Source organism: Ponticoccus sp. (in: a-proteobacteria), assembly GCF_048381735.1.
Genome location: NZ_JBLXGL010000003.1, coordinates 283,589 through 308,766, shown reverse-complemented (window position 1 = coordinate 308,766; position 25,178 = coordinate 283,589). Strand labels below are relative to the sequence as shown.

Here is a 25,178-nt window from a genome sequence, read left to right as displayed (position 1 = left end):
GGGCTGTTGCGCGCTGTCCCTTGCCGGGGGTGCCGCGAATGGCGGGGCCGGAGGCTGATGCTTGCAACGGGCCGCGTCTGTGGCTAGGCAAGGCCAAGCTGACAAGACGGGGGGCGGCATGGCTGCTGTGGACGATCCCAAGACGCTGGTCTCGACCGGCTGGCTGGAGAAACACCTGAACGATCCCGACCTGCGCATCCTCGATGCCAGCTGGTACCTGCCCGACATGGGCCGGGACGGGCGCGCCGAATATGCCGCCGCGCATATCCCCGGCGCGCGGTTCTTCGACATCGACGACGTGTCGGACGCGCGCTCGGACCTGCCGCACATGGCCCCGGCACCGGAAAAGTTCATGAGCCGCATGCGCGCCCTGGGTGTCGGTGACGGCCATCAGGTGGTGATCTACGACGGCGCCGGCCTGTTTTCGGCGGCGCGCGTCTGGTGGCTGTTCCGCCTGATGGGGCAGGACAGCGTGGCCGTGCTGGACGGCGGTTTGCCGAAGTGGCAGGCCGAGGGCCGGCCGGTCGAGGACCTGCCGCCGATGATCCGCGACCGCCACATGACGGCGCGGCGCCAGGCCCATCTGGTGCGCGACGTCACGCAGGTCTCCGCCGCGGTGAAGCTGAAGGATACCGAGGTAGTGGATGCCCGCTCTGCCCCGCGCTTCCGTGGCGAGGCGCCGGAACCGCGCGAGGGCCTGCGGCCCGGCCATATCCCCGGCTCGAAGAATGTGCCCTACCGCGCCGTTCTGGCCGAGGACGGCACGATGAAGGATGCGGAGGCGCTGCGCGGCACCTTCGAGGCGGCCGGCGTGGACTTGTCGAAGCCGGTCATCACCACATGTGGGTCGGGCGTGACCGCCGCCGTGCTCAGCCTCGCGCTCGAGGTCATGGGCAAGGGTGACCACTCGCTTTATGACGGGTCCTGGGCGGAATGGGGTGCCTTCCCGACGCTGCCCGTCGCAACCGGAGAAGACTGATGTTCGAGACGCTCAAGGAGCAACCCGCCGACAAGATCCTGCAGCTGATGCAGCTGTACAAGGAGGACCCGCGCGAGAACAAGATCGACCTTGGCGTCGGCGTCTACAAGGATGCCAGCGGCAATACCCCGATCATGCGCGCGGTGAAGGCGGCGGAAAAGCAGCTGTGGGAAGCCGAGCAGACCAAGGCCTATACCGGGCTTGCGGGCGATCCGGCCTATGGCGATGCCATGGTGTCGCTGGTGCTGGGCGATGCGGTGCCGCGGAGCCAGGTCGCGGCGGCGGCGACGCCGGGCGGCACCGGCGCGGTGCGGCAGGCCTTCGACATGATCCGCATGGCGAATCCCGCCGCACGGGTCTTCGTCAGCGATCCGACCTGGCCGAACCACCTGTCGATCCTCAAGCACATGCAGATCGAGACCGTGCCCTACCGCTATTTCGACGACGAGACGCGCGGCGTCGACTTCGACGGCATGATGGCGGACCTGGACGCGGTGAAGGCCGGTGACGTGGTGCTGGTGCATGGCTGCTGCCACAACCCGACGGGCGCCAACCTGAACATGACCCAGTGGCAGGCGCTGGTCGACCTGCTGCTGGCCAAGGGCGCGGTGCCCATGGTCGATATCGCCTACCAGGGCTTTGGCGACGGGCTTGAGGAAGACGCGCAGGCGGTGCGGCTGGTCGCATCCTCGGTGCCCGAGTGCCTGATCGCGGCCTCCTGTTCCAAGAACTTCGGCATCTACCGCGAGCGCACGGGCCTTCTGATGGCCGTGGCGCAGGACCCGGCGAAGCAAAAGCTCAACCAGGGCACGCTGAACTACCTGAACCGGCAGAACTTCTCGTTCCCGCCGGACCACGGCGCGCGGCTGGTGACCATGGTGCTGACCGACGGGGCCCTGCGCGCCGACTGGGCGGCAGAGCTGGAAGAGGTCCGCAACACCATGCTGGGCCTGCGCGCGCAGCTGGCGAGCGAGCTGCAGCGGCTGTCGGGCTCCGACCGCTTCGGCTTCATCGCGCAGCACCGGGGCATGTTCTCGCGCATCGGCGCCACGCCCGAACAGGTGCAGAAGATGCGCGACGATTTCGGCGTCTACATGGTGGGCGATTCGCGGATGAACATCGCCGGGCTGAACCAGAGCACCGTGCCGATCCTCGCCGAGGCCATCGTCAAGGCAGGCGTCTGACGCCACGGGGGCCGGGCAGGCAGGTCCTGCCCCACCCGCCCTCGGGATCCCGGTGCGGTTTCCCTCAACGGGGTGCCTGCCGGCACGCCGGATGCCCCGGCCCCCCTCCTGTCCTCCCCCCGCCACGCCGGGGGAGGGACCGCCTTTCGGGCCGGCCCCGAAACAGGGGTGTCTCTCTTTCCGCTCAGCCCTGTGGCCCGCCTTGGGCGGTCCGGGCGGGGCGTCATCGGACCCGGTCTTTGCGCGGGGCCCATGGCTGCGCGGACTCTTTCCGAAAATACCGTCTTTCCCGGACAATCGGCATTCCCTTCAGCCGCCGTGCCGCGCGCGGCTGTCCTCGGGGGCCTGCGCCCGATCCTCCTTGCCGTAATCGCGCAGCACATGCGCCACCCGCAGCCGGTATCCGGCGAACAGCCCGCCGCGCCCGGCCTCCTGCGCCGCGCGGTGCTTTTCCAGCTGGCGCCAGCGGTCGACCGCCGCCTCGTCCTCGAAGAAGCTGATCGACAGCAGCTTGTCCGGGTTCGTCAGGCTCTGGAACCGCTCGACCGAGATGAAGCCCTCCACCTGTTCCACGAGGGGCCGCATGGTGGCGGCGATGTCGAGATAGGCCTGCTTGCGTCCCTCCGCCGGGGTCACTTCGAAGATGATGGCGATCATGGTTTCCTTCCTCCGATACGCCAGAGTGATCCACCGCCCGCTCCGGCACAAGCCGCACTCAACTCCGCAGGCGACCGCCCTTGTGAGTGCCCCTCATCTGCGGGACCGGCGCGGGCATGTCGCGCGGATGCCGCCCGTGCCCGCTGGCAAGATCGGCCCGCGCCCCCGCCGGATCGGCACCGCCCCCCGTTTCTTCTGTCCGGAAATATCCCGGGGGGCTGCGCAGCAGCGGGGGCATGTTGTCTGCATGCCTTTGGCATGACGCCCCCTCCGCCCCCTCAACCGGCGTCAGCAGATGCCGCAGCAGGGCCACCGGATGTGCGCGCAGGGACAGCCGCATGGCGACGTAATCCTCCACCACCTCCTCGCCGGGGGTCATCGCGGGCAGCGCGGCCAGCGCCTCGGCAATCGCCTCGCCGTCCATGTCGCGGGCAAACAGCGGCAGGTCCGGCCCCGGCGCCAGTGCCCTGGCCTCCCACAGGGCGGCGCGCCGGGTCAGCGCCAGCGTGGCAAAGACATCGGCCTCGGCCAGCCGCGACAGCACCGCAGGCCCCAGCCCGGCCCGCCGCCAGACGTCCCGCACCGACCGGTAGCCGTTGCCGCGCGCGGCGGTCAGCCACTGCATGTCTTCTTCTGTCAGCCCGCGCACCTGCCGGAACCCCAGCCGCAGCGCCAGGGCTCCGCAGCCGTCGCGTTCGATCGTATTGTCCCAGTAGCTGGCGTTCACGTCGACGGGCAGCACCGTCACCCCGTGCTCACGCGCGTCCCGCACGATTTGCGCGGGTGCGTAGAAGCCCATGGGCTGGGCGTTCAGCAGCGCGCAGGCGAAGATCGCCGGGTGGTGGCACTTGATCCAGGCCGAGGCATAGACCAGAAGCGCGAAGCTTGCCGCATGGCTCTCGGGGAAACCATAGGATCCGAAGCCCTCGATCTGGGAAAAACAGCGCTCGGCAAACTCTGCCTCGTAGCCGTTGCGCGCCATGCCGCGCAGGAACCGTCCGCGAAACTCTGACACGCTGCCGTGTTTCTTGAAGGTCGCCAGCGAGCGCCGCAGCCGGTCCGCCTCGTCCGGCGAGAACCCCGCCCCGGTGATGGCGATCTGCATCGCCTGCTCCTGGAACAGCGGCACGCCCAGCGTCTTGCCCAGAACCCGCCCCAGCGCGTCCGAGGGGAAGGACACCTGCTCCTCGCCGTTGCGCCGCCGGATATAGGGATGCACCATGTCACCCTGGATGGGGCCGGGCCGGATGATCGCCACCTCGATCACCAGGTCGTAGAAGCAGCGTGGCCGCATCCGGGGCAGGAAGTTCATCTGCGCCCGGCTTTCCACCTGGAAGACGCCGATGCTGTCGGCGCGGCACAGCATGTCGTAGACGCGCGGATCCTCGGGCGGCAGCGTGGCCAGCGTATGCCGCTCGTTGTGCTCGGATGCGATCAGCTCGAAGGCCTTGCGGATGCAGGTCAGCATGCCAAGGCTCAGCACGTCGACCTTCAGGATCCCCAGCGCGTCGATGTCGTCCTTGTCCCAGCAGATCACCGTGCGGTCTTTCATCGCGGCGTTCTCGATCGGCACAAGCTCGTCCAGCCGCCCCTCGGTCACGATGAAGCCGCCGACGTGCTGCGACAGGTGGCGCGGAAAGCCCTGGATCTCCTGCACCAGCTCCAGCGTCTGCGCCAGCCTGCGGTCGGTCGGGTCCAGCCCGATCTCGCGCATCCGCTCCGCCTCGACCCCATGGGTGGAAAAGAACCCCCAAAGCTGCGAGGAAAGCGCCCCGATGGTGTCGCGCGACAGGCCCATGGCCGCGCCGACCTCGCGGATCGCGCGCTTGCCGCGGTAGTGGATGACAGTGGCGCAGAGGCCGGCGCGATGCCGCCCGTAGGTCCGGTAGATATGCTGGATCACCTCTTCGCGGCGCTCGTGCTCGAAATCCACGTCGATGTCGGGCGGCTCGTCGCGGGCCTCGGACACGAAGCGCTCGAAGACCATGGTGCCGATCTCGGGGCTGACAGAGGTCACGCCCAGACAGTAGCACACCACGGAATTCGCCGCCGACCCGCGCCCCTGGCAGAGGATGTCGCGGCTGCGCGCAAAGGCCACGATATCGCGCACGGTCAGGAAATAGGGCTCGTAGCGCAGCTTGGCGATCAGGGTCAGCTCATGCTCCAGCAGGGTCCGCACGCTCTCGGGCGCGCCCTGCGGATAGCGCCAGCCCAGCCCCTCCAGCGCCAGCCGCCGCAGCCGGTCCGTGGGTGTCTCGCCCTCGGCGATCTCCGAGGGGTACTCGTAGCGCAGCGACCCAAGGTCGAAACGGCAGTCCCGGGCCAGCGCCGCCGCCCGGTCGACGGCGCCCTCATGGGCCGCGAACAGCCGCCGCATCTCATCCTCCGACCGCATCCGCCGCTCGGCATTGGGCAGGGCGTCGCGGCCAAGGTGATCCACCCGCCGCCCGGTGCGGATCGCGGTCATGACATCCGCCAGCCGCCGCCGCCGCCCGTGGTGCATCAGCGGCTCGGCACTGGCCAGCGTCTCAAGCCCCAGCCGCTCCGCCAGTGCCGCCTGCCGGTCCAGCCGGGCCCCGTCGCGCCCGTCGTAGCGCGGCGCCATGGCCAGATGCGGGCGCACCCGCAGGCGCGCCAGCAAGGCCCGGACCTCGGTCAGCCAGCCCTGCCGCACCGCGCCCGGCGGGTGCAGGATCAGCCGCAGCCCCCCGGGATCGTCCGGCAGATCCGCCAGGTGCAGCAGGCATTCCCCCTTCGCCGCCCGCTGCCGCCCGGTGCTGATCATCCGGCACAACAGCGCCCAGCCCGCGCGCGAGGCGGCCAGGGCGGTCATCTCCACCCCCTCGGCAAAGACCAGCCGCGCGGCGGGGATCAGCCGCGGCACATGGCAAATGTCCAGCGAGGGCGCAGGCAGGGCGCCTTCGGGCGCCACCGGCCCCATGGGTCCGGTGCGCGCCTCTTCCCGCGCGCGCTCGGCCACCTGGTGGCGAATCTCCCTTGCCTGCGAAAAGGCCCGCACGATGCCGGCGACGGAATTGCGGTCGGCGATGGCAATGGCCCCGATTCCGCAGAAGGCGGCCCGTTCCATGAACTCCTCGGGATGCGAGGCCCCGGTGAGAAAGGTGAAATTCGAGGTGATGCAGAGCTCGGCGAACATGCCCGGAAGCATAGTTCATTTTTTGTTCTCTTTCGAGTCCCCCCCCTGGAACAGGCCGACGCGGCGGGCGCTGCCGGTTCTGCCGTCTTCTTTGGTCCTCAAAATACCTCGGGGGAGGCCGCAGGCCGGGGGCAGGGCCCCCCGCGACCGCTCCGGCCCCGTCCCGGGTGAAGACCAAGCGCCGCGCTCCAAATCACGCCGCGCCGGTCGGGAGGCATCAGCGACCCGCAACCGCTCAGCCCGGCGGGCCTGGGCCGGCCGCGCTGACCGCCCTCAGGCCGGGCGGAAGGCGTCTCTCTTCCGCTCCCCGCAGGACGCCGCGCCCTGTGGCATCCCTGGCCATCGATGCGCCTCTCGCGACCGGTGCGCGTGCGGGTTTCGCGAAGCCGCCCGGATCGCAGGCGCGGTGCCGTGAACCGGCGCTTTACCCGGCCGACCGGCTGCGTTACCCAGCAGGCAAGGGCACCGGGCAGGGACAGCCGTGGGCGATTTTGCGACCTTGAGCCTTGAGGGCAGCGGGCTGGCGCGGCAACCGCGGGTGCCCCCGGACAAGCGTGCCAAGGGCTACGCGGACCGCTTCGACGCCACGACGCTGTGGCTGGACGCGGTCTGGACCGGTCACGAGGTGGTCCTTGTCTGCCCCCGGCTCAACACCCTGCGGGCGCCGGTGTCACGCGCCGCCTTTGCGCTGGACGGCAGGCCCGTGCGCGCCCGCCTGCGCCGCTACTACCGTCATACGCTGATCGCGCTGAAGGCCCCGGTCCGGCCGGACAGGGTTTCCGTCCGGATCGGCGACTGGGTCGGAGAGACCGGGGTTCACGGGCCGCAGACCGCCGGTTTCGCGGGCCTGAACGTGCTGATGACCCTGTCCAAGGACAATGATCCCGCGTGGGTCGAGGATTGGGCGCGGTTCCATGTGCGTCACCACGGGGCTCAGGCCTGCCTTTTCGTCGACAACGGGTCTGCGGAATACGGACCCGAGGCAATCCGCCCGGCGCTGGAGCGCGCGGGCCTTTCGCGGTCGGTGATCCTGTCGACCCCGCTGCGGTACGGGCCGCGCGGCAAGCCGCCCTTCGTCAATGCCGAGCTGTTCCTGCAGACCGGGGTGATGAACGTGCTGCGCCTGCGCTTCCTGAAGCAGGCGCGGGCGGTGCTGAACTGCGACATCGACGAGCTGGTGATGACCCCGGGCCGGACGGTCTTCGACCTCGCCGCCGGCTCGTCGCGCGGTTTCGTGCAGTTCCCGGGCCGCTGGGTGCATCCGGCGCCGGGCTCGCAGGGCTGGTCATGGCATGCCCGCCACACCCATGCGGACAGCCCGGCGCGGCCCTGCCCGTCGAAATGGTGCATCGTGCCGGAGGGTCCGCTGGGGCGGCTGCAGTGGCGCCCGCATGAACTGGAAGGGCTGCCCCTTCCGTGGCGCTTTCGCGCCGACGGCGCTTGGTTCTATCACTGCCGGGCCATCACCAACGGGTGGAAGTCGCAGAGCCGCACCGAGGTCAACGAGAACACGGTGCCCGACGAGGCTCTGACCGCCGCGCTCGACGCGGCGGAAATGCCGCATCGGGCGGGTTGAAAACGCGGGCCCCGGGCGCCAGATTCCCGGTGGTCCGCCCGATCCGGGCCTCATGATCCCTGCGCCCGGCCAGCAGGCCGCGCGCCGTCGTCCGCCGTTCGGCGGCAGCGCGGCGATCCGGGGCAGGGGGCAGGGGCGGGATCGGTGCCAAAATGCAACACAAGGAGAGCCCCTGAATGGCCAGTCCTGCAATGGTCCTGTTCGCCCCGTCGATCGCGCTGTGGATCGGCGCGCAGTCGTGGCGGCGCAAGCGTCTGAAGCGCGCGGCCGGGGATCTTCCGACGAAGCTGCGGCGCCTGCTGGGGCCAGAGCCGGATTACCTGCCGCCCGAGGGCGGCGCCGCATCGCCCGAGATGGCGGATTACGCGAAACTGCACCGCAAGACCGGGCGTGTGGCCAATGCGGTCGGGCTGCTGGCCTGTCTCTGGCTGCTGTTTGTCGCCTATCTCGCTCTGCAGGGCCATGCCCTGCCCTGACGGCAGGGGTAAATCCCCCGCGCAGATCGCGCGTCTGGAGGGCGCATGGGGCCCGATTCGCCGCCGCCGTGACGGCTTTGCGCGGCAGGGAGTGGTTTCTGGATCGCGGGCTGCGCCCGCTGCGTTGAGAATCCGCAGCGCAGGTGTTATATCAGGGTCACACCCGGCGCCGGGGTGTGGCACGGCGCGAGCAATATAGGAGGACTATGTCCTGTCTGCGACGGCATATGCGGCGGAAGCCGCAGCACAAGGTGCGGCGATGGGTGCCGTGACCTCCAGCAAACCCGATGGCGAAGCCCTGCTTGCCAGGGTTTTTACCCTGCTCTCCGACAACAAGGCCGAGGATATCGTGCAGATCGACCTGCGCGGCAAATCCTCTGTCTGCGATCACATGGTGATCTGCTCCGGCCGTTCGTCGCGGCAGGTCAGCGCGCTGGCGGAGAAACTGGCCGATACGCTCAAGGCGGAATACGGCATCCTCAGCCAGACCGAGGGCCGCGACACCGGCGACTGGGTGCTGATCGACGCGGGCGACGTGGTCGTCCATGTCTTCCGCCCCGAAGTGCGCGAGTTCTACCAGTTGGAAAAGATGTGGCAGCCCGTGGGGGCCGCGACCGGGGCCTGACGACGGGCCATGCGGGTGCATCTTTGCGTTGTGGGCCGGCTGAAGGCCGGTCCCGAACACGCGCTTGTTTCAGACTACATCAAGCGATTCGACCGCAGCGGGCGGGCCATGGGGCTGGGCCCGGTGACGGTGCATGAAGTTGACGACCGCAAGGGCGGTGGCATGGCCGGGGAAGCCATGCTGCTGCGCCGCGCCCTGCCCACGGGCGCGCGGCTTTGCGTGATGGACGAACGCGGGCGGGTGATGGGCTCCCCGGCCTTTGCCGAAAGGCTGGCGGACTGGCGCGATACCGGGACGCAGGACCTGGCCTTCGTGATCGGCGGCGCGGACGGGATCGACCCCGCCCTGCGCGCCGAGGCGGATTTCGCGCTGAGCTTCGGAGAGATGGTCTGGCCGCATATGCTGGTGCGGGTGATGCTGACGGAACAGCTGTATCGTGCCGCGTCGATCCTTGCGGGGGCGCCTTACCACCGGGCGTGATGGCCGGTTGCGGCGGGGCTGGGGGCTCTGCCCCCGGCCTGCGGCCTCCCCCGAGGTATTTTCGGACCAGAGAAGGGCGGGTCAGCTGTAGGCGATCCAGAGCAGGACCGCGCCCAGGATGACCCGGTAGATCACGTAGGGCGTGAAGCTGACGGACTGCAGCAGGCGCATCATCAGCGTCAGCGCGCCGAGGGCCGCGACAAAGGCAAAGGCGGCGGCGATCGCGCCGTCGCGGGCGGCGGCGGCATCGGCGGTGGATGCGACCTCGAGGCCCAGCAGGGTGCCGGAGGCGATGATCGTCGGGATCGACATCAGCATGGCCAGCTTGGCGCCGTCCTGGCGCGTGTAGCCCAGCCGCCGCGCCGCCGTGATGGTGATGCCCGACCGCGAGGTGCCCGGGATCAGCGCCACCGCCTGCCACAGGCCCATGGTGATCGCGTCCCGCAGGTTCCAGTCCGCATCGGTCTTGACCGTGGGGCTGCGGCTGTCCGCCCACCAGAGAACCAGCCCGAAGCCCAGCATCGCCCAGCCGATCACCGCGACGGAGCGCAGGGCGTCGTCCAGCCCGGTGAGTTTCAGCGCCAGCCCCGCGAGGATCACCGGGATGGTGGCCATCAGCAGAAGGAAGGCCAGTTCGGCGCCCGGCGTGTCGCGGCGCCCGGTCAGCAGGCGCAGCGTGCCCGAGGCGGCCAGCGCCACATCGCGGCGGAAGTAGAGAATCACCGCGAAAAGCGTGCCGAGGTGCACGGCGACGTCGATCACCTGCCCCTGATCCTGCATGCCGGTCAGCGAGGGCAGGAGAATCAGGTGCCCCGAGGAGGAGACCGGCAGGAATTCCGTAACACCCTGGATGAGCGCGAGAATCAGGAGCTGGGTGAGGGGCATTGGGGTCATCCGGTTTGGGGTCACCTGCCGGGTATAACCCCATGTTCCGGATTGGAAAGAAACGAATTAGGTATATGATCGGACCTAATTTTGGATGCCGGGCGTGGATCGGAGGTGGGTAGCGCCAGATTTTTCTGCATATAGGTCAGTAGTTGTGACTTTTAATTCGGTTTCGGCTTCTGTATCAGGTGCGGGAGCTTTGACGCACCCAATTTCTGGAAAAGGCACGTACTATGGCAAAGCAGCCGATGCTTAAGTTTGTCACGACTCAGCGGGAGATGCCCGCAAAGCGCGAGGCTGATGTCCGGAATCGGGACTTTGCCGAAATTTACGCCGAATATGCCGACCAGAAGGCCAGGGAGCAGGCATCGCGGTGTTCGCAATGCGGCGTGCCCTACTGCCAGAGTCACTGCCCGCTGCACAACAACATCCCCGACTGGCTGAACCTGACCGCCACGGGCCGCCTGAAGGAGGCCTATGAGATCAGCCAGGCCACCAATACCTTCCCCGAGATCTGCGGCCGCATCTGCCCGCAGGACCGCCTGTGCGAAGGCAATTGCGTGATCGAGCAGTCGGGCCATGGCACCGTGACCATCGGCTCTGTCGAGAAATACATCACCGACACGGCCTGGGAAGAGGGCTGGGTGACGCCCGCCGCCCCCGAGGTCGAGCGCAAGGAAAGCGTCGGAATCATCGGTGCCGGGCCGGGCGGCCTGGCCGCCGCCGACATGCTGCGCCGGGCCGGGGTGCAGGTGACGGTCTACGACCGCCACGACCGCTCGGGCGGGCTGCTGACCTATGGCATCCCCGGCTTCAAGCTGGAGAAAGAGGTGGTCATGCGCCGCAACCAGCAGCTTGAGGCGGGCGGCGTGCGCTTCGTCCTGAACTGCCGGGTGGGCGAGGACATGTCCTTCGAGGAGATCCGCGCGCAGCATGACGCGGTCATCATCGCCACCGGCGTCTACAAGAGCCGCGATCTGGGCGGGCCGGGCGCGGGCGCCAAGGGCATCGTCAAGGCCATCGACTACCTGACCGCCTCGAACCGGGTCGCCAATTTCGGCGATACCGTGGCCGAGTACGACAGCGGCGAGTTGAACGCCAAGGGCAAGAAGGTCGTGGTGATCGGCGGCGGCGACACGGCGATGGACTGCGTGCGCACCGCGATCCGGCAGGGCGCCGAGAGCGTCAAATGCCTGTACCGCCGCGACCGGGCAAACATGCCGGGATCGCAGCGCGAGGTGCAGAATGCCGAGGAAGAAGGCGTGCAGTTCGAATGGCTGACCGCGCCGGCGGGCTTCAGGTCCGGCGAGACTGACGCCGTGGGTTCGGTGATCGTGCAGAAGATGCGCCTTGGCCTGCCCGATGCCAGCGGACGCCAGTCGCCCGAGGTGATCGAGGGGGCGGATTACGACGAGCCCGCCGACCTGGTGATCAAGGCGCTGGGCTTCGAGCCCGAAGAGCTGCCGACGCTCTGGGGCTGCCCCGAGCTGGAGGTCACGCGCTGGGGCACCGTGAAGGCGCAGTTCACCAGCGGGCGCACCGCGCTGGAAGGCGTCTACGCGGTGGGCGACATCGTGCGCGGCGCATCCCTGGTGGTCTGGGCGATCCGCGACGGGCGCGACTGCGCCGAGGCGATCCTGGGCGATCTGAACAGCCGCGCCGCCGCCATCGCGGCGGAGTGACGCGACAGCCGGTCCCGGCGCGGCGGTCTGCGTGCAGGCAATCGGCGCCGGGCCTGGCCGGTGGAACGGGCAACGCAACAGGGATCGACCGGGTCGGCGGTGCCGGCCCCTGGAGGGTTTAAGGGTGAGAACGGGGAATGCCATCGCGGGTCTGGCGGGCGGTCTGACGATCGCCGCGACGGCCTGTGGCGCGGCGGCACCCGCGCGGGCCGGGGCGCTTTTCGAGCCGCCCGCGGGCTGCGCGGTCTATCTGACCACGCAGAACCGCGACAGCTGTCCCACCGTGGACCCGGATCAGCGCAGGATCCATGGCTCGGTTCCCGGCTCGGGCGCCGGGGGCGGTCGTATCGACGGCGATGCGCGGCGGGTCGAAAGCGGCCCCGTGGCAGAGCCGGACCGGAGGCGCAGCCTGCGGCCCGATGCGGCGACCCGCGGCTCGCGCGCCTTGAACGCGGCCGGGGGGAAGGTCTGCGCCGTCATCGCGCGCAGCGGCGGCGGGATCGTCGGGCTGCTGCGCGGTTTCGACGGGGTGAGCGCCGGGTTTGCGGTCGAGTCGCGCGTTGCCGGTCTTGCAGAGGTATTTGGACCAAGAAGAAACACAGGGGTGTTTGCTGTCGGGGGCGGGGCATGACCGTGCGGCGGGGGCATTGTCTTTGCGGGGCGGTCTCTTTCGAGGCGGCGCAGACGGGTGGTTTCGGTGTCTGCCACTGCGCGCAGTGCCGGCGCTGGCTGGGCTCTGCCATGTTCGCCGTCACCGTGCCCGAGGCGGCGATGCGCGTCGCGGGGGCGGAGCACATCCGCAGCCTGCGGTCGTCGGACTGGGCGTCGCGGAGCTTCTGCGGGAAATGCGGCTCGGCGCTGTGGTATCGCTATGACAGGGGTGTCGACGGCGCGGGCGACTACGAGGTGCCGGTCGGGCTGCTGGACGACGCCGGGGGGCTGGTGCTGGAGCGCGAGATCTTCGCGGATCAGAAGCCGGAGTGCTGGAGGCTTGCGGGCGACCACCCGAGGCTGAGCCGGGCCGAGACGCTGGCGCTTTACGGAGGCGCGACATGAGCGTGACGGCAGGCCGATGCCTCGGCGGCGCGCTGTGCAGGCGGTGTGCAGATGGGTCTCGCGGTGTCCGGGGCGCGGGCCCGGCTGTCGGGGCCGGTGACGCGGCGCCGCTCGTCGCCGGTTGCGGCGCGGGCGTGGTGCGACGCCTGCGGGGTGTCGGTGCTGTTGCAGGATCACGGGTCGGACATGGTGGAGCTGTGTCCGGGTTTTTTCGAGAATGCCGGGGGCGCAGGTTTGATGCGCGTGGTCTAGGCAGACCGTCACCCGGAGGGATTTTGGCTGGGGGCGCGCAGGTCAGGCGCGTGTCCCGGCGTGATTACGACGCGGACAATCCGCATCTGAACGAGGAGTGCTGAGCCATGACCAAGTACGATCAAGACTGGGTTCGCCGCGAGGAAGCCAAGCGCAAGTGGATGTCGGAGAACGGCATGTACCACGAGAGCGAAGAGCATTCGTCCTGCGGCGTGGGGCTTGTGGTGTCGCTGGACGGTTCGCCGTCGCGCCGTGTTGTCGAGGCGGGGATCACCGCGCTGAAGGCGATTTGGCACCGGGGCGCGGTCGATGCGGACGGCAAGACCGGTGACGGGGCGGGCATCCACGTGCAGATCCCGGTGCCCTTCTTCTACGACCAGATCCAGCGCACTGGCCACCACCCGCGCCAGGACGAGCTGATCGCCGTGGGGCAGGTCTTCCTGCCGCGCACGGATTTCGGCGCGCAGGAGGCCTGCCGGACCATCGTCGAGACCGAGGTCCTGCGCATGGGCTACTACATCTACGGCTGGCGCCACGTGCCGGTGGATGTCTCCTGCCTTGGCGAAAAGGCCAACTCGACGCGGCCCGAGATCGAGCAGATCCTGATCTCGAACGCCAAGGGTGTGGACGAAGAGACCTTCGAGCGCGAGCTTTACGTGATCCGGCGCCGGATCGAGAAGGCGGCGGCGGCGGCGGGCATCGCCGGGGCGGGGGGGCTGTATATCGCTTCGCTGTCCTGCCGGTCGATCATCTACAAGGGCATGATGCTGGCCGAGCAGGTGGCGGAGTTCTACCCCGACCTGCAGGACGACCGCTTCGAGAGCGCCTTCGCGATCTATCACCAGCGTTACAGCACCAACACCTTCCCGCAGTGGTGGCTGGCGCAGCCCTTCCGCATGCTGGCCCACAACGGCGAGATCAACACGCTGAAGGGCAACCTGAACTGGATGAAGAGCCACGAGATCCGCATGGCCTCCTCCGCCTTCGGCGAGATGGCCGAGGACATCAAGCCGATCATCGCCAACGGGGCGTCGGATTCGGCGGCCCTGGACGGGGTGTTCGAGGTGCTGGTGCGCGCCGGGCGCTCGGCGCCCATGGCCAAGACCATGCTGGTGCCCGAGTCGTGGTCGAAGCAGGCGGTGGAACTGCCCGAGTCGTGGCGCGACATGTATTCCTACTGCAACTCGGTGATGGAGCCCTGGGACGGCCCCGCCGCCCTAGCCATGACCGATGGCCGCTGGGTCTGCGGCGGCCTGGACCGCAACGGGTTGCGCCCGATGCGCTATGTCGTGACCGGTGACGGGCTGCTGATTGCCGGGTCCGAGGTGGGCATGGTTCCGACCGACGAGGCCACGGCGCGCGAGAAAGGCGCGCTTGGGCCGGGCCAGATGATTGCCGTCGACATGAAAGAGGGCAAGCTTTACCGCGACGTCGAGATCAAGGACAAGCTGGCTGCGGCACAGCCCTTTGGCGAATGGGTCGGCAAGATCACCGAGCTGGACGAGACGCTGAACGCGGTCACCGAGAGTGCAAAGTTCGAGGGCGCGGAACTGCGCCGCCGCCAGATCGCCGCAGGCTACACCATCGAGGAACTGGAACAGACGCTGTCGCCCATGGCCGAGGACGGCAAGGAGGCGCTGGCCTCGATGGGCGACGACACGCCCTCTGCGGTGCTGTCGAAGAAGTATCGTCCGCTGTCGCATTTCTTCCGGCAGAATTTCAGCCAGGTGACGAACCCGCCCATCGATAGCCTGCGCGAATTCCGGGTGATGTCGCTGAAGACGCGTTTCGGCAACCTCAAGAACGTGCTGGATGAATCGAGCGCCCAGACCGAGATCCTGGTGCTGGACACGCCCTTCGTGGGCAATGCCCAGTTCGAGGCGCTGAAGGGGCAGTTCAACGCGCCCTGCGTCGAGATCGACTGTACCTTCACCGCCGGCAAGGACGCGCTGCGCGAGGGTCTGGCCCGCATCCGGGCCGAGGCCGAGGATGCGGTGCGTTCGGGTGCCGGGCACCTGATCCTGACCGATGAGCATTGCGATGCCGACAAGATCGCGATGCCGATGATCCTGGCGACCAGCGCGGTGCACAGCTACCTGACCCGCAAGGGCCTGCGGACCTTCTGCTCGATCAACGTGCGCTCGGCGGAATGCATCGATCCGCATTACTTCGCCGTCCTGATCGCGGCGGGGGCGACCGTCGTGAACCCCTATCTTGCCGAGGACAGCCTTGCGGACCGCATCAAGCGCGGCCTCTTGGACATGACCCTGACCGAGGCGGTCTCTGCCTACCGCGAGGCCATCGACGCGGGCATGCTGAAGATCATGTCGAAGATGGGCATCTCGGTCATCTCGTCCTATCGCGGCGGGCTGAACTTCGAGGCCGTCGGGCTGTCGCGCGCCATGGTGGCGGAATACTTCCCCGGCATGATCTCCCGCATCTCGGGGATCGGCGTGAAGGGCATCCAGAAGAAGGCCGAGGAAATCCACGCCCTTGGCTTCCGGGGTGGCCGTGACGTGCTGCCCATCGGCGGCTTCTACAAGGCGCGCAAGTCGGGAGAGACCCACGCCTGGGGTGCGCAGACCATGCACCTGATGCAGGCCGCCTGCGACCGCGCCTCTTACGAGATGTGGAAGCAGTATTCCAACGCCATGCAGGCCAATCCGCCGATCCATCTGCGCGACCTTCTGGACGTGAAGCCGCTGGGCAAGCCGGTGCCGCTGGAAGAGGTCGAGAGCATCACCGCGATCCGCAAGCGTTTCGTGACGCCGGGCATGTCGCTGGGCGCGCTCTCGCCCGAGGCGCACAAGACGCTGAACGTCGCCATGAACCGGATCGGGGCCAAGTCCGACTCCGGCGAAGGTGGCGAGGATCCGGCGCACTTCGTGCCCGAACCCAACGGCGACAACCCCTCGGCCAAGATCAAGCAGGTCGCTTCGGGCCGCTTCGGTGTCACTGCCGAGTACCTGAACCACTGCGAAGAGCTTGAGATCAAGGTGGCCCAGGGCGCCAAGCCCGGCGAGGGTGGCCAGCTGCCCGGCATGAAGGTGACCGACCTGATCGCGCGGCTGCGGCATTCGACCAAGGGCGTGACGCTGATCTCGCCGCCGCCGCACCACGACATCTACTCGATCGAGGATCTGGCGCAGCTGATCTACGACCTCAAGCAGATCAACCCGCGCTGCAAGGTGACGGTGAAGCTGGTGGCCTCTTCGGGCGTCGGCACCATCGCGGCGGGCGTGGCCAAGGCCGAGGCCGACGTGATCCTGATCTCGGGCCACAACGGCGGTACCGGGGCTTCCCCGGGCACCTCGATCAAGTTCGCGGGTCTGCCGTGGGAGATGGGCCTGACCGAGGCGCATCAGGTTCTGGCGATGAACAACCTGCGCTCGCGCGTGACGCTGCGCACGGACGGCGGCCTGCGGACCGGTCGCGACATCGTCATGGCCGCCATGATGGGTGCCGAGGAATACGGCATCGGCACCGCCGCGCTGATCGCCATGGGCTGCATCATGGTGCGTCAGTGCCAGTCGAACACCTGCCCGGTGGGCGTGTGTACGCAGGACGAGGCGCTGCGCGGCAAGTTCACCGGCAACGCCGACAAGGTGGTGAACCTGATCACCTTCTACGCGCAGGAAGTCCGCGAGATCCTCGCCTCGATCGGGGCGCGCAGCCTTGACGAGGTGATCGGTCGCGCCGACCTGCTGAGCCAGGTCAGCCGGGGTGCCGAGCATCTCGACGACCTCGACCTGAACCCGCTGCTGATCCGCGTCGACGGCTCGGACGACATCGTCTACGACCGGGGCAAGCCGCGGAACCCGGTGCGCGACACGCTGGATGCCGAGATCGTGCGCGATGCCGCGCGCTTCCTAGAGGACGGCGAGAAGATGCAGCTGTCCTACGCGGTGATGAACACGCATCGCACCGTGGGCACGCGGGTCTCGTCGCATATCGTGTCGAAGTTCGGGATGCGCAACGCGCTGCAGCCCGATCACCTGCACATCAAGCTGTCGGGTTCCGCCGGTCAGTCGCTGGGCGCCTTCGCGGCTCCGGGGCTGAAGCTGGAGGTCTCGGGCGATGCCAACGACTACGTCGGCAAGGGCCTGTCGGGCGGCACCGTCGTGGTGCATCCGCCGCTGGTGTCGCCGCTGGTGGCCTCGGAGAACACCATCATCGGCAACACCGTGCTTTACGGCGCGACGGATGGCTACCTCTTCGCGGCGGGCCGCGCGGGCGAGCGTTTCGCGGTGCGGAACTCGGGTGCCAGGGTGGTGGTCGAGGGCTGCGGCTCGAACGGCTGCGAGTACATGACCGGCGGCGTGGCGGTGATCCTTGGCGGGATCGGCGCGAACTTCGGCGCGGGCATGACCGGCGGCATGGCCTATCTGTATGACCCCGAGGGCCGGGCGCAGGACATGATGAACATGGAAAGCCTCGTGACCTGCCCGGTGACCGTCTCCGAATGGGAAGACGAGCTGAAGGGCCTGATCGAGCGTCACGTCGAAGAGACCCGCAGCCGCAAGGCGCAGGATATCCTGCAGCACTGGGACCTCGAGAAGGGCAACTTCGTGCAGGTCTGCCCGAAGGAGATGCTGAACAAGATCCCGCATCCGCTGGGCATCGAGGATCAGGTCGCGGTGCCGGCAGAGTAAGACAAGGGGGCGGCCTTCGGGCCGCCCTTTTTCATGACTCATGGGCGCGGGCCCGGCTGGCGGAAGCCGTCCTGCGGGGCGCTCCCGGCGGGGCGTGGGTGACGTTGCAGGCCCGGGCTGGCGCCGGTGACTGCGGTGGTTGCTTCGCGCAGGGCCGGAACGCCTAAGGGGGGCGTCTGCCTTGGGCGAAAAGGTCCGATCTTGCCACACTCTGCACCAAGTCAGGCCCGATTGCGCCCTCAGGATGTGACCCTCCACGGGGGCGGACGCGATCCCGGCATGGGGGCAGCTTGGCTTTCAGTTGCGCGGGGTGCCGGTCAATGCCCGGCGCGCCCTGTCTTTCCGGGGCCGGGTGTCCGGTGTAGAACGGGCGATATGGCAGGCAAGAAACAGAAGTCCACGGGCAAGACGCGGGAGAAGCCGCAGGTACGCCGGTTCCGCCCCGGTCGATGGCTGATGCGCTGGACATTGCGGTTGGGAGTGATCATGGGCGCGCTGGTGATCGGGGCGGTGGTGCTGTTCAGCGTGGTGAACCCGCCGACGACGCATACCATCTGGGCGGAACGGCAGCGTCTGGGCGCGGTGGAACACCAATGGGTCGATCTCGACGCGGTGGCGCCGGTCATGGCGCGGGCGGTGGTCGCCGCCGAGGATGCCAACTTCTGCAGGCACTGGGGCTTCGACATGGATGCGATCCGCGCGGCCATCGCCTCTGGCGCGGAGCGTGGCGGCTCGACGATCAGTCAGCAGGTGGTGAAGAACGTCTACCTCTGGCAGGAAAGAAGCTATATCCGCAAGGCGCTGGAGGCGGTGCTGACACCGGCGGTGGAAACCCTCTGGTCGAAGCGCCGGATCGTCGAGGTCTACCTGAACATCGCAGAGTTCGGCGAGGGCGTCTTCGGCATCGATGCGGCGGCGCGCCACTATTTCGGCGTGGCACCGGCGGATCTGTCCGCGCAGCAGGCGGCGCTTCTGGCCGCGGTGCTGCCCAGCCCCAAGACACGCAGCGCCTCGAACCCCTCGAACGCGGTCAGCCGCCGCGCGCGCGCGATCCGGGACGGGGCGGCGACGATCCGGGCGGACGGGCGGGCGGCCTGCTTCGAGTAGGCGCCGATTGGCCCATTACCGCCTCGCAGGCATTGAAACCGGGGGCCGATGACGACTAAGAGGGGCTGTTCCCGCCATCAACAGGACCATCATGGCCAAGCTGTACCACGTGCCTCTTTCCCCCTTTTGCCGCAAGGTTCGCCTGAGCCTCGCCGAGAAGAAGATCGAATGCGAGTTGGTGGAAGAACGCTACTGGGAGCAGGACCCCGACTTCCTGCGGCGCAACCCGGCGGCCAAGGTCCCGGTTCTGCGCATGGACGGCAAGACCATGGCCGAAAGCGCGGCGATCTGCGAATGGATCGAAGAGAAGTACCCCGAACCCGCGCTGATGCCGCGCGGCGCCGATGCGCGCTATGAGGTGCGGCGCATCGTCGGCTGGTTCGACGACAAGTTCCACAACGAGGTGACGTCGAAGCTGCTGTACGAGCGGGTGAACAAGAAGGTCATGAAGGCCGGGTTCCCCGACAGCGGCAACGTCAAATCGGGCGCCAAGGCGATCAAGTACCACCTCGATTACCTCGCGTGGCTGCTGGATCACCGGCGCTGGCTGGCCGGGGATTCGATGACGCTGGCGGATTTCGCCGCCGCCGCGCATCTGTCGTCGCTGGATTACATCTCGGACGTCGACTGGAACCGCTCGGCGGTGGTCAAGGACTGGTACGCCAAGATCAAGTCGCGCCCCGCCTTCCGCTCGATCCTCGCCGATCAGGTGCCCGGCTTCCCGCAGCCCGCGCATTACTCGGACCTCGATTTCTGAGACATCACGCCTGCGGGCAGGGGCCTTCAAGGGGGCGCCGATGCCCGGCCCCGTGGGGCCATCGGAGCAGGCCGTGTGCCCCGTCCGGATACTAGCCGCTGCGCGCATCCTCTTTGCGCAGGCGCCGCTTGTAGGTGGCGACACGGTAGAGGTAGAGGGCGACGATGCCCGTGACCACGGCGGTCGAGACCGGGTTCAGCCATTGCGCGACCAGATCGTATTGCGACTGTAACGCGTAGCCCGCGAAGGCCAGAAGCGCGGTCCAGAGGAGCGTGCCCAGCGTCGTATAGGCCAGGAAGCGACCCATCGGCATCTTCGCGACCCCGGCGGGGACGGAGATGAAGGTGCGGACGGTGGGGATCAGGCGCCCGAGGAAGACCGCCGCGCCGCCGTGCCGCTGGAACCAGCCATTGGCCCGGTCGAGCTCATCGGGTGTGATGGTCAGCCAGCGCCCGTGCCGGTCGGCAAGGCGGCGCAGGCGCTCCATGCCGATCTTCGCGCCGAACCAGTACCACAGCAGCGCCCCCGCGATGGACCCCAGAGAGCCGAAGATGATCACCAGCCAGAGGTTCTGTGCGCCCGTCGCGGCGTTGAACCCCGCAAGCGGCATGATGAGCTCCGAGGGGATCGGCGGAAAGACGTTCTCGATGAACATCAACAGCCCGACCCCGAAGGCGCCGATGGCGTCGATGATGCCGGTGATCCAGTCGAACATGTCTGTGGGGCCTTTGCTGGTGCGGGGGGTAAACCCGTGGCGGCGGGAAAGGTTCAGAGGGGCGGGAAGGGGGGCCTGCCGCCGCCTCGTCGTGCGCGATGAACGGTCCTGTCAATATGCACAGACGCAGCCTCCTGTACTCAACTTTTGCGGACAGTGAACTTTCTACGAGAGTCTATGTGGGTGATTGCACTCTTACGATCCACCACCGGGCGCGGAATCCAGGCCGTAGGCCGCCGCGCCATCGCCGGGCCGTCCGGGGGCCCGGCGATTTGGCTGATGCTTGCGCGACCTGACGTGGTCGTACGGACTTTGCAGGGATAAACTGCCTTCCTGAACCGGGGGGCGCCGAACCACGCCCGTCACTGGCGCGGTTCATCGTATGTGGCGGTCGCAGGTGTCGGGGTGGCGTCAGCTCCTGAAATAGTTCGGCGCCCGGAGCTTGGCTCAATCCAGTGTCGGGCAACTTGAGGCTCTGGGCAGATCGACCTTGCCCAACAAAAAAGCCCCCACAGTCGCCTGCGGGGGCCCTGACGCGCGTCTTGGCTGCGCTCAGCCCTTGGTCAGCTGGCTGACGTCGCGCACCGCGCCCTTGGCGGCGGAGGTGGTCAGCGCGGCATAGGCCTGCAGGGCCGTCGTGACCTTGCGCTTGCGCGGCTCGGCGGGCTTCCAGCCCTTCTCGTCCTGCGCGGCGCGGCGCGCGGCCAGCGTCGCGTCGTCCACCATCAGGTTGATGCTCCGGTTGGGGATGTCGATCTCGATCTTGTCGCCCTTTTCGACCAGCCCGATGGCGCCACCCTCGGCCGCCTCGGGAGAGACGTGGCCGATGCTGAGGCCCGAGGTGCCGCCCGAGAAACGCCCGTCGGTCAGAAGCGCACAGGCTTTGCCGAGGCCCTTCGATTTCAGGTAGGAGGTCGGGTAGAGCATTTCCTGCATGCCCGGCCCGCCCTTCGGCCCCTCGTAGCGGATCACGACCACGTCGCCTTCCTTCACCTTGCCGGTGAGGATGTCCGAGACGGCGGCGTCCTGCGACTCGCAGACATGTGCGGTGCCGGTGAACTTCAGGATCGAGGCATCGACCCCGGCGGTCTTCACGATGCAGCCTTCCAGCGCGATGTTCCCGAACAGAACCGCCAGCCCGCCGTCCTGCGAAAAGGCGTGTTCCTTCGAGCGGATGACGCCGTTCTCGCGGTCCTTGTCGAGCTCCTTGAAGCGGTTCTCGGTGGAAAACGCCTTGGTCGTGCGCACGCCGCCCGGGGCCGCCTTGAACAGGCTTTCGGCCTCGGGGTTGTTGGCGACCTTGATGTCCCAGTGCCCGATGGCCTCGCCCATGGTGGTCGAATGCACGGTCGCGCATTCCTCATGCAGCAGACCCGCGCGGCTGAGTTCGCCGAGGATCGAGAAGATGCCGCCGGCGCGGTGCACGTCCTCCATGTGGACGTTCTCGATATTGGGCGCGACCTTGCACAGACAGGGCACCTTGCGCGACAGCCGGTCGATGTCGTCCATGGTGAACTGGACCTCGCCTTCCAGCGCGATGGCCAGAAGGTGCAGCACGGTGTTGGTGGACCCGCCCATGGCAATGTCCAGCGACATGGCGTTCTCGAAGGCCTCGAAGGTGGCGATTTCGCGCGGCAGCAGGCCGGTCTCTTCCAGCTCGTAGTGGCGGCGGGTGATCTCGACGATCTTGCGGCCCGCTTCCAGGAACAGGTGCTTGCGGTCGGCGTGGGTGGCCAGCGTCGAGCCGTTGCCCGGCAGCGCCAGACCCAGCGCCTCGGCCAGGCAGTTCATCGAGTTCGCGGTGAACATGCCCGAGCACGACCCGCAGGTCGGGCAGGCGTTCTCCTCGATGTGCTGGACTTCCTCGTCGGTGTAGGATTCCGACGCGGCGGCGACCATGGCGTCCACGAGGTCCACCTTCTTGACGTCGAGCGAGGCGAGGTCGATCTTGCCCGCCTCCATCGGTCCGCCCGAGACGAAGATCGCCGGGATGTTCAGGCGCATGGCGGCCATCAGCATGCCGGGGGTGATCTTGTCGCAGTTCGAGATGCAGACCATGGCGTCGGCGCAATGGGCGTTGACCATGTATTCGACCGAGTCCGCGATGATCTCGCGGCTGGGAAGCGAGTAGAGCATCCCGTCGTGGCCCATGGCGATGCCGTCGTCGACCGCGATGGTGTTGAATTCCTTGGCGACGCCGCCGGCCTTCTCGACCTCGCGGGCAACCATCTGGCCAAGGTCCTGCAGGTGGACGTGGCCGGGCACGAACTGGGTGAAGCTGTTGACGATGGCGATGATCGGCTTGCCGAAATCCTCGTCGCCCATGCCGGTTGCGCGCCAGAGGCCACGGGCCCCTGCCATGTTGCGGCCGTGGGTACTGGTTCTCGATCTGTAACGGGGCATCGGACCCTCCCTCTTTGCAGTGTCGACCGGGTATACCTCCCTGTTCCCTGCTTGTGAAATATATTATTCTGCGCCGACTAAGTCGCGAGGCATATCAATGGACACCCGGCAACTGAGACATTTCGTGGCGGTGGCCGAGGTGCTGCACTTCGGCCGCGCCGCCGCGCGTCTGGGCATGACGCAGCCGCCGCTTTCTCAGTCGATCCGCGCGCTCGAGGCCGCGCTGGGCGAGGCGCTGTTTGTCCGCACGCGGCGCTCCGTGGCGCTGTCGCCCTTCGGCGAAGCCTTCCTGCCGCATGTGCGGGCGGCGCTGGCGGCGGTCGAGGGGCTGCGCGACACCGCCGAAGCCCTGCGCGGCGGCGCGGCGGGGCGGCTGGCGCTGTCCTTCGTGTCGACGGCGGATTACTCGGTGCTGCCCGCGCTGGTACAGGGTTTCCGCGCGCGCTATCCGGGGGTCGACCTCGCCCTGACCGAGATGACCAGCGACATGCAGATCGCCGCGCTGGTCGAGGGGCAGGGCCACGCGGGCATCGTCCTGCCGCATGGCGACGACCCGCTGCCCGCATCCCTCGCCTACCGCCGCCTGCTGGCCGAGCCGCTGGTCGCGGCGGTCCCCGAAAGCTGGGTGGCTGAAGGCCGCCTGCCCGAGGGGCCGCGGCTGTCGCCGGAGGCGCTGATCGACAAGCCGCTGATCGTCTTCCCGCGCCGCGCCGCGCCGCTGTTTCACGACCTCGTCACCGGCTTCTACACGGCGCGCGGCGTCCGTCCGCAGGTGGCGCAGCACGCGATCCAGATGCAGACGATCATCAGCCTCGTCTCGGCGGGCATGGGGCTGGCGCTGGTGCCGCGCTCGCTGAAGAACCTCGCCCGGGCGGGGGTGGTCTACCGCGACCTCGACGGCACGGCTCCGGTGCTGGAAACCGGCATCGCCTGGCGCCGGGCGGACGAAACACCCACGCTGCGCAACTTCCTCGCGCTGGTCGAAGAGGGCGCGGCGGTGGCCAAGGGCGGCGCGAGCGGATAGGGGGAGAGGGGGGGGCGCCGCCCCCGTCCCTGCGGGACTCCCCCGAGGGTATTTGGACCAAGAAGAAGCAGGGGTGGCAGAGTTGCGCAGGGGCACGGCAGGGTCAGACGAGCGGGCACCCGGGATCGCAGGGCGCGCGCATAGCTCTTCTCTGGTCTTCCAAATACCTCGGGGGGCTGCGCAGCAGTGGGGGCAGAGCCCCCTCCGCCCCCAGATGCCGGGTGGCCCCGTCGTGGCAGGCGCGGCGTCATGACCCCGCTTGGTGACCGCCTGAAGGCGGAGGCCGCCGAGGCGGGTTTCGCGGCCTGCCGGATCTGTCGGCCCGGCGATGTGCCCGAGGTGATGGGGCGGCTGCGCGCCTTTCTGGACGCCGGGTATCACGGGCAGATGGGCTGGCTTGCCGATCGGGTGCACTGGCGCGGAGCGCCCGACGTGCTCTGGCCCGAGGCGCGTTCGGTCATCATGCTGGCCGAGAACTACGGCCCCGAGACCGACCCTCTGGAGGTTCTGGGGCGCCGCGACCGCGCCGCTGTTTCGGTCTATGCGCAGGGGCGCGATTACCATGACGTGGTCAAGAAGCGGCTGAAGCGTCTGGGGCGCTGGCTGATCGCCGAGGCGGGGCCGGAGACCGAGATCAAGGTCTTCGTCGACACGGCCCCTGTGCCGGAAAAGGCGCTGGGGCAGGCGGCGGGGCTGGGCTGGCAGGGCAAGCATACCAACCTCGTCAGCCGGGACCTGGGGTCGTGGTTCTTCCTTGGCGCGATCTTCACCACGCTGGCGCTGCCCGTCGACGGGGCCGAGACCGACCATTGCGGCGGCTGCCGGCGCTGTCTCGACATCTGTCCGACCGGGGCCTTTCCCGCGCCCTACCGTCTGGATGCCCGGCGCTGCATTTCCTACCTGACCATCGAGCACCACGGCCCGGTCCCCGAGGATCTGCGCGCTCTCTTGGGCAACCGCATCTATGGCTGCGACGATTGTCTTGCGGTCTGCCCCTGGAACAAGTTCGCCCGCCGCGCGGAGGAGCAGAAGTATCATGCCCGCGACGACCTGCGCGCGCCCGCGCTGGCAGAGCTTGCGGGCCTCGACGATGCCGCCTTCCGCGCCCGTTTCTCGGGCTCGCCGATCAAGCGGATCGGGCGCAACCGCTTTCTGCGCAACGTTCTTTATGCCATCGGGAACTCTGGCCAGCCGGATCTGCGGGCCGTGGCGCAGGGGTTGACGGATGACGCGGACGCGACCGTCCGGGATGCCGCCGGATGGGCGGCGCATCGGCTGTCGAATGCGACGCGGGAGGGGAGTGAGTGACCCCCGGCCAAGGCGTCTGTCGGGCGCCAAGCTGCCATCTCGGCGCCCGGAGCGACGCTTGGCGTTTCCTGGGAGAAAGGCTTTGTCACTCATGGTTTAAATGGCAACATCGACAGGATCGCGCAACCCCCGGCCAGGCGGACGTGATCTCTGTGACAGCATGCTTGGTTTTCGCGCGGCGGGCCCCATCTTTGCCGTGACCG

The 25,178-nt window shown here is 68.3% G+C and carries 20 protein-coding genes; 15 read left to right on the top strand and 5 right to left on the bottom strand.

The window, feature by feature from the left end:
• Positions 1 to 118: 118 nt before the first annotated feature.
• Both sseA and ACN5KJ_RS08535 read left to right on the top strand, forming a co-directional pair.
• The gene (gene sseA, locus ACN5KJ_RS08540) at positions 119 to 979 is read left to right on the top strand and encodes a 3-mercaptopyruvate sulfurtransferase (RefSeq protein WP_347165767.1); all 861 of its coding nucleotides are present in this window, start codon (positions 119 to 121) and stop codon (positions 977 to 979) included.
• Positions 979 to 2,163 (top strand): aromatic amino acid transaminase, encoded by a 1,185-nt coding sequence (locus ACN5KJ_RS08535; protein WP_418593310.1) that lies wholly within the window; start codon positions 979 to 981, stop codon positions 2,161 to 2,163. Before sseA ends, ACN5KJ_RS08535 begins: the two co-directional genes overlap by 1 nt.
• A 309-nt stretch (positions 2,164 to 2,472) precedes the next feature.
• Here ACN5KJ_RS08535 and ACN5KJ_RS08530 read toward each other — a convergent pair whose 3' ends face one another.
• Positions 2,473 to 2,820: an antibiotic biosynthesis monooxygenase gene (locus tag ACN5KJ_RS08530; protein WP_347165765.1), complete on the bottom strand. Its 348-nt coding sequence runs from the start codon at positions 2,818 to 2,820 to the stop codon at positions 2,473 to 2,475.
• A gap of 58 nt (positions 2,821 to 2,878) precedes the next feature.
• Entirely contained in the window at positions 2,879 to 5,977 is a 3,099-nt protein-coding gene (locus tag ACN5KJ_RS08525) for an error-prone DNA polymerase (RefSeq protein ID WP_418593571.1), read from the bottom strand.
• Between the two features lie 481 nt (positions 5,978 to 6,458).
• Here ACN5KJ_RS08525 and ACN5KJ_RS08520 point away from each other — a divergent pair, with 481 nt between their 5' ends.
• The 4 genes from ACN5KJ_RS08520 (at position 6,459) to rlmH (ending at position 9,134) form a co-directional block, all read left to right on the top strand.
• Complete coding sequence (locus ACN5KJ_RS08520) at positions 6,459 to 7,553, top strand: hypothetical protein (RefSeq protein WP_418593309.1); 1,095 nt, start codon at positions 6,459 to 6,461, stop codon at positions 7,551 to 7,553.
• Between the two features lie 176 nt (positions 7,554 to 7,729).
• On the top strand, positions 7,730 to 8,029 hold the full coding sequence (locus ACN5KJ_RS08515; RefSeq protein WP_418593308.1) for a hypothetical protein: 300 nt from the start codon (positions 7,730 to 7,732) through the stop codon (positions 8,027 to 8,029).
• A 259-nt stretch (positions 8,030 to 8,288) separates the two neighbouring features.
• Entirely contained in the window at positions 8,289 to 8,654 is a 366-nt protein-coding gene (gene rsfS, locus ACN5KJ_RS08510) for a ribosome silencing factor (RefSeq protein WP_418593306.1), read from the top strand.
• Between the two features lie 9 nt (positions 8,655 to 8,663).
• Positions 8,664 to 9,134: a 23S rRNA (pseudouridine(1915)-N(3))-methyltransferase RlmH gene (rlmH, locus tag ACN5KJ_RS08505; RefSeq protein WP_418593304.1), complete on the top strand. Its 471-nt coding sequence runs from the start codon at positions 8,664 to 8,666 to the stop codon at positions 9,132 to 9,134.
• 81 nt (positions 9,135 to 9,215) lie between these two features.
• Here the strand turns inward: rlmH and ACN5KJ_RS08500 are convergent, their stop codons facing one another.
• The gene (locus tag ACN5KJ_RS08500) at positions 9,216 to 10,019 is read right to left on the bottom strand and encodes an undecaprenyl-diphosphate phosphatase (RefSeq protein ID WP_418593302.1); all 804 of its coding nucleotides are present in this window, start codon (positions 10,017 to 10,019) and stop codon (positions 9,216 to 9,218) included.
• 233 nt (positions 10,020 to 10,252) lie between these two features.
• Here ACN5KJ_RS08500 and ACN5KJ_RS08495 point away from each other — a divergent pair, with 233 nt between their 5' ends.
• The 7 genes from ACN5KJ_RS08495 (at position 10,253) to ACN5KJ_RS08465 (ending at position 19,525) form a co-directional block, all read left to right on the top strand.
• Positions 10,253 to 11,701 carry an NAD(P)-dependent oxidoreductase gene (locus tag ACN5KJ_RS08495; RefSeq protein ID WP_418593300.1) on the top strand — a complete coding sequence of 483 codons (1,449 nt, stop codon included), beginning with the start codon at positions 10,253 to 10,255 and terminating at the stop codon, positions 11,699 to 11,701.
• Positions 11,702 to 11,825: 124 nt separating this feature from the next.
• Positions 11,826 to 12,332 (top strand): hypothetical protein, encoded by a 507-nt coding sequence (locus ACN5KJ_RS08490; protein ID WP_418593299.1) that lies wholly within the window; start codon positions 11,826 to 11,828, stop codon positions 12,330 to 12,332.
• Positions 12,329 to 12,757 (top strand): GFA family protein, encoded by a 429-nt coding sequence (locus ACN5KJ_RS08485; RefSeq protein WP_347165759.1) that lies wholly within the window; start codon positions 12,329 to 12,331, stop codon positions 12,755 to 12,757. Before ACN5KJ_RS08490 ends, ACN5KJ_RS08485 begins: the two co-directional genes overlap by 4 nt.
• A 51-nt stretch (positions 12,758 to 12,808) precedes the next feature.
• A complete protein-coding gene (locus tag ACN5KJ_RS08480; RefSeq protein ID WP_418593297.1) occupies positions 12,809 to 13,009 on the top strand; it encodes a hypothetical protein in 201 nt (66 codons plus the stop codon).
• A 107-nt stretch (positions 13,010 to 13,116) separates the two neighbouring features.
• Positions 13,117 to 17,661, top strand: a complete 4,545-nt coding sequence (gltB, locus tag ACN5KJ_RS08475) for a glutamate synthase large subunit (protein ID WP_418593295.1) — start codon at positions 13,117 to 13,119, stop codon at positions 17,659 to 17,661.
• A gap of 375 nt (positions 17,662 to 18,036) precedes the next feature.
• The gene (gene mtgA, locus ACN5KJ_RS08470; RefSeq protein ID WP_418593293.1) at positions 18,037 to 18,768 is read left to right on the top strand and encodes a monofunctional biosynthetic peptidoglycan transglycosylase; all 732 of its coding nucleotides are present in this window, start codon (positions 18,037 to 18,039) and stop codon (positions 18,766 to 18,768) included.
• A 91-nt stretch (positions 18,769 to 18,859) separates the two neighbouring features.
• Positions 18,860 to 19,525: a glutathione S-transferase family protein gene (locus tag ACN5KJ_RS08465; RefSeq protein WP_023849825.1), complete on the top strand. Its 666-nt coding sequence runs from the start codon at positions 18,860 to 18,862 to the stop codon at positions 19,523 to 19,525.
• 91 nt (positions 19,526 to 19,616) lie between these two features.
• Here ACN5KJ_RS08465 and ACN5KJ_RS08460 read toward each other — a convergent pair whose 3' ends face one another.
• Together ACN5KJ_RS08460 and ilvD are read right to left on the bottom strand one after the other, a co-directional pair.
• Positions 19,617 to 20,240 (bottom strand): DedA family protein, encoded by a 624-nt coding sequence (locus ACN5KJ_RS08460; RefSeq protein ID WP_418593290.1) that lies wholly within the window; start codon positions 20,238 to 20,240, stop codon positions 19,617 to 19,619.
• 552 nt (positions 20,241 to 20,792) lie between these two features.
• Positions 20,793 to 22,643, bottom strand: a complete 1,851-nt coding sequence (ilvD, locus tag ACN5KJ_RS08455) for a dihydroxy-acid dehydratase (protein ID WP_418593289.1) — start codon at positions 22,641 to 22,643, stop codon at positions 20,793 to 20,795.
• A 97-nt stretch (positions 22,644 to 22,740) separates the two neighbouring features.
• Between ilvD and ACN5KJ_RS08450 the strand changes: the two genes are divergently transcribed.
• Both ACN5KJ_RS08450 and queG read left to right on the top strand, forming a co-directional pair.
• Positions 22,741 to 23,667 (top strand): LysR family transcriptional regulator, encoded by a 927-nt coding sequence (locus ACN5KJ_RS08450; RefSeq protein ID WP_347165754.1) that lies wholly within the window; start codon positions 22,741 to 22,743, stop codon positions 23,665 to 23,667.
• A gap of 249 nt (positions 23,668 to 23,916) precedes the next feature.
• Positions 23,917 to 24,975, top strand: a complete 1,059-nt coding sequence (gene queG / locus ACN5KJ_RS08445) for a tRNA epoxyqueuosine(34) reductase QueG (RefSeq protein ID WP_418593287.1) — start codon at positions 23,917 to 23,919, stop codon at positions 24,973 to 24,975.
• Positions 24,976 to 25,178: the final 203 nt, after the last annotated feature.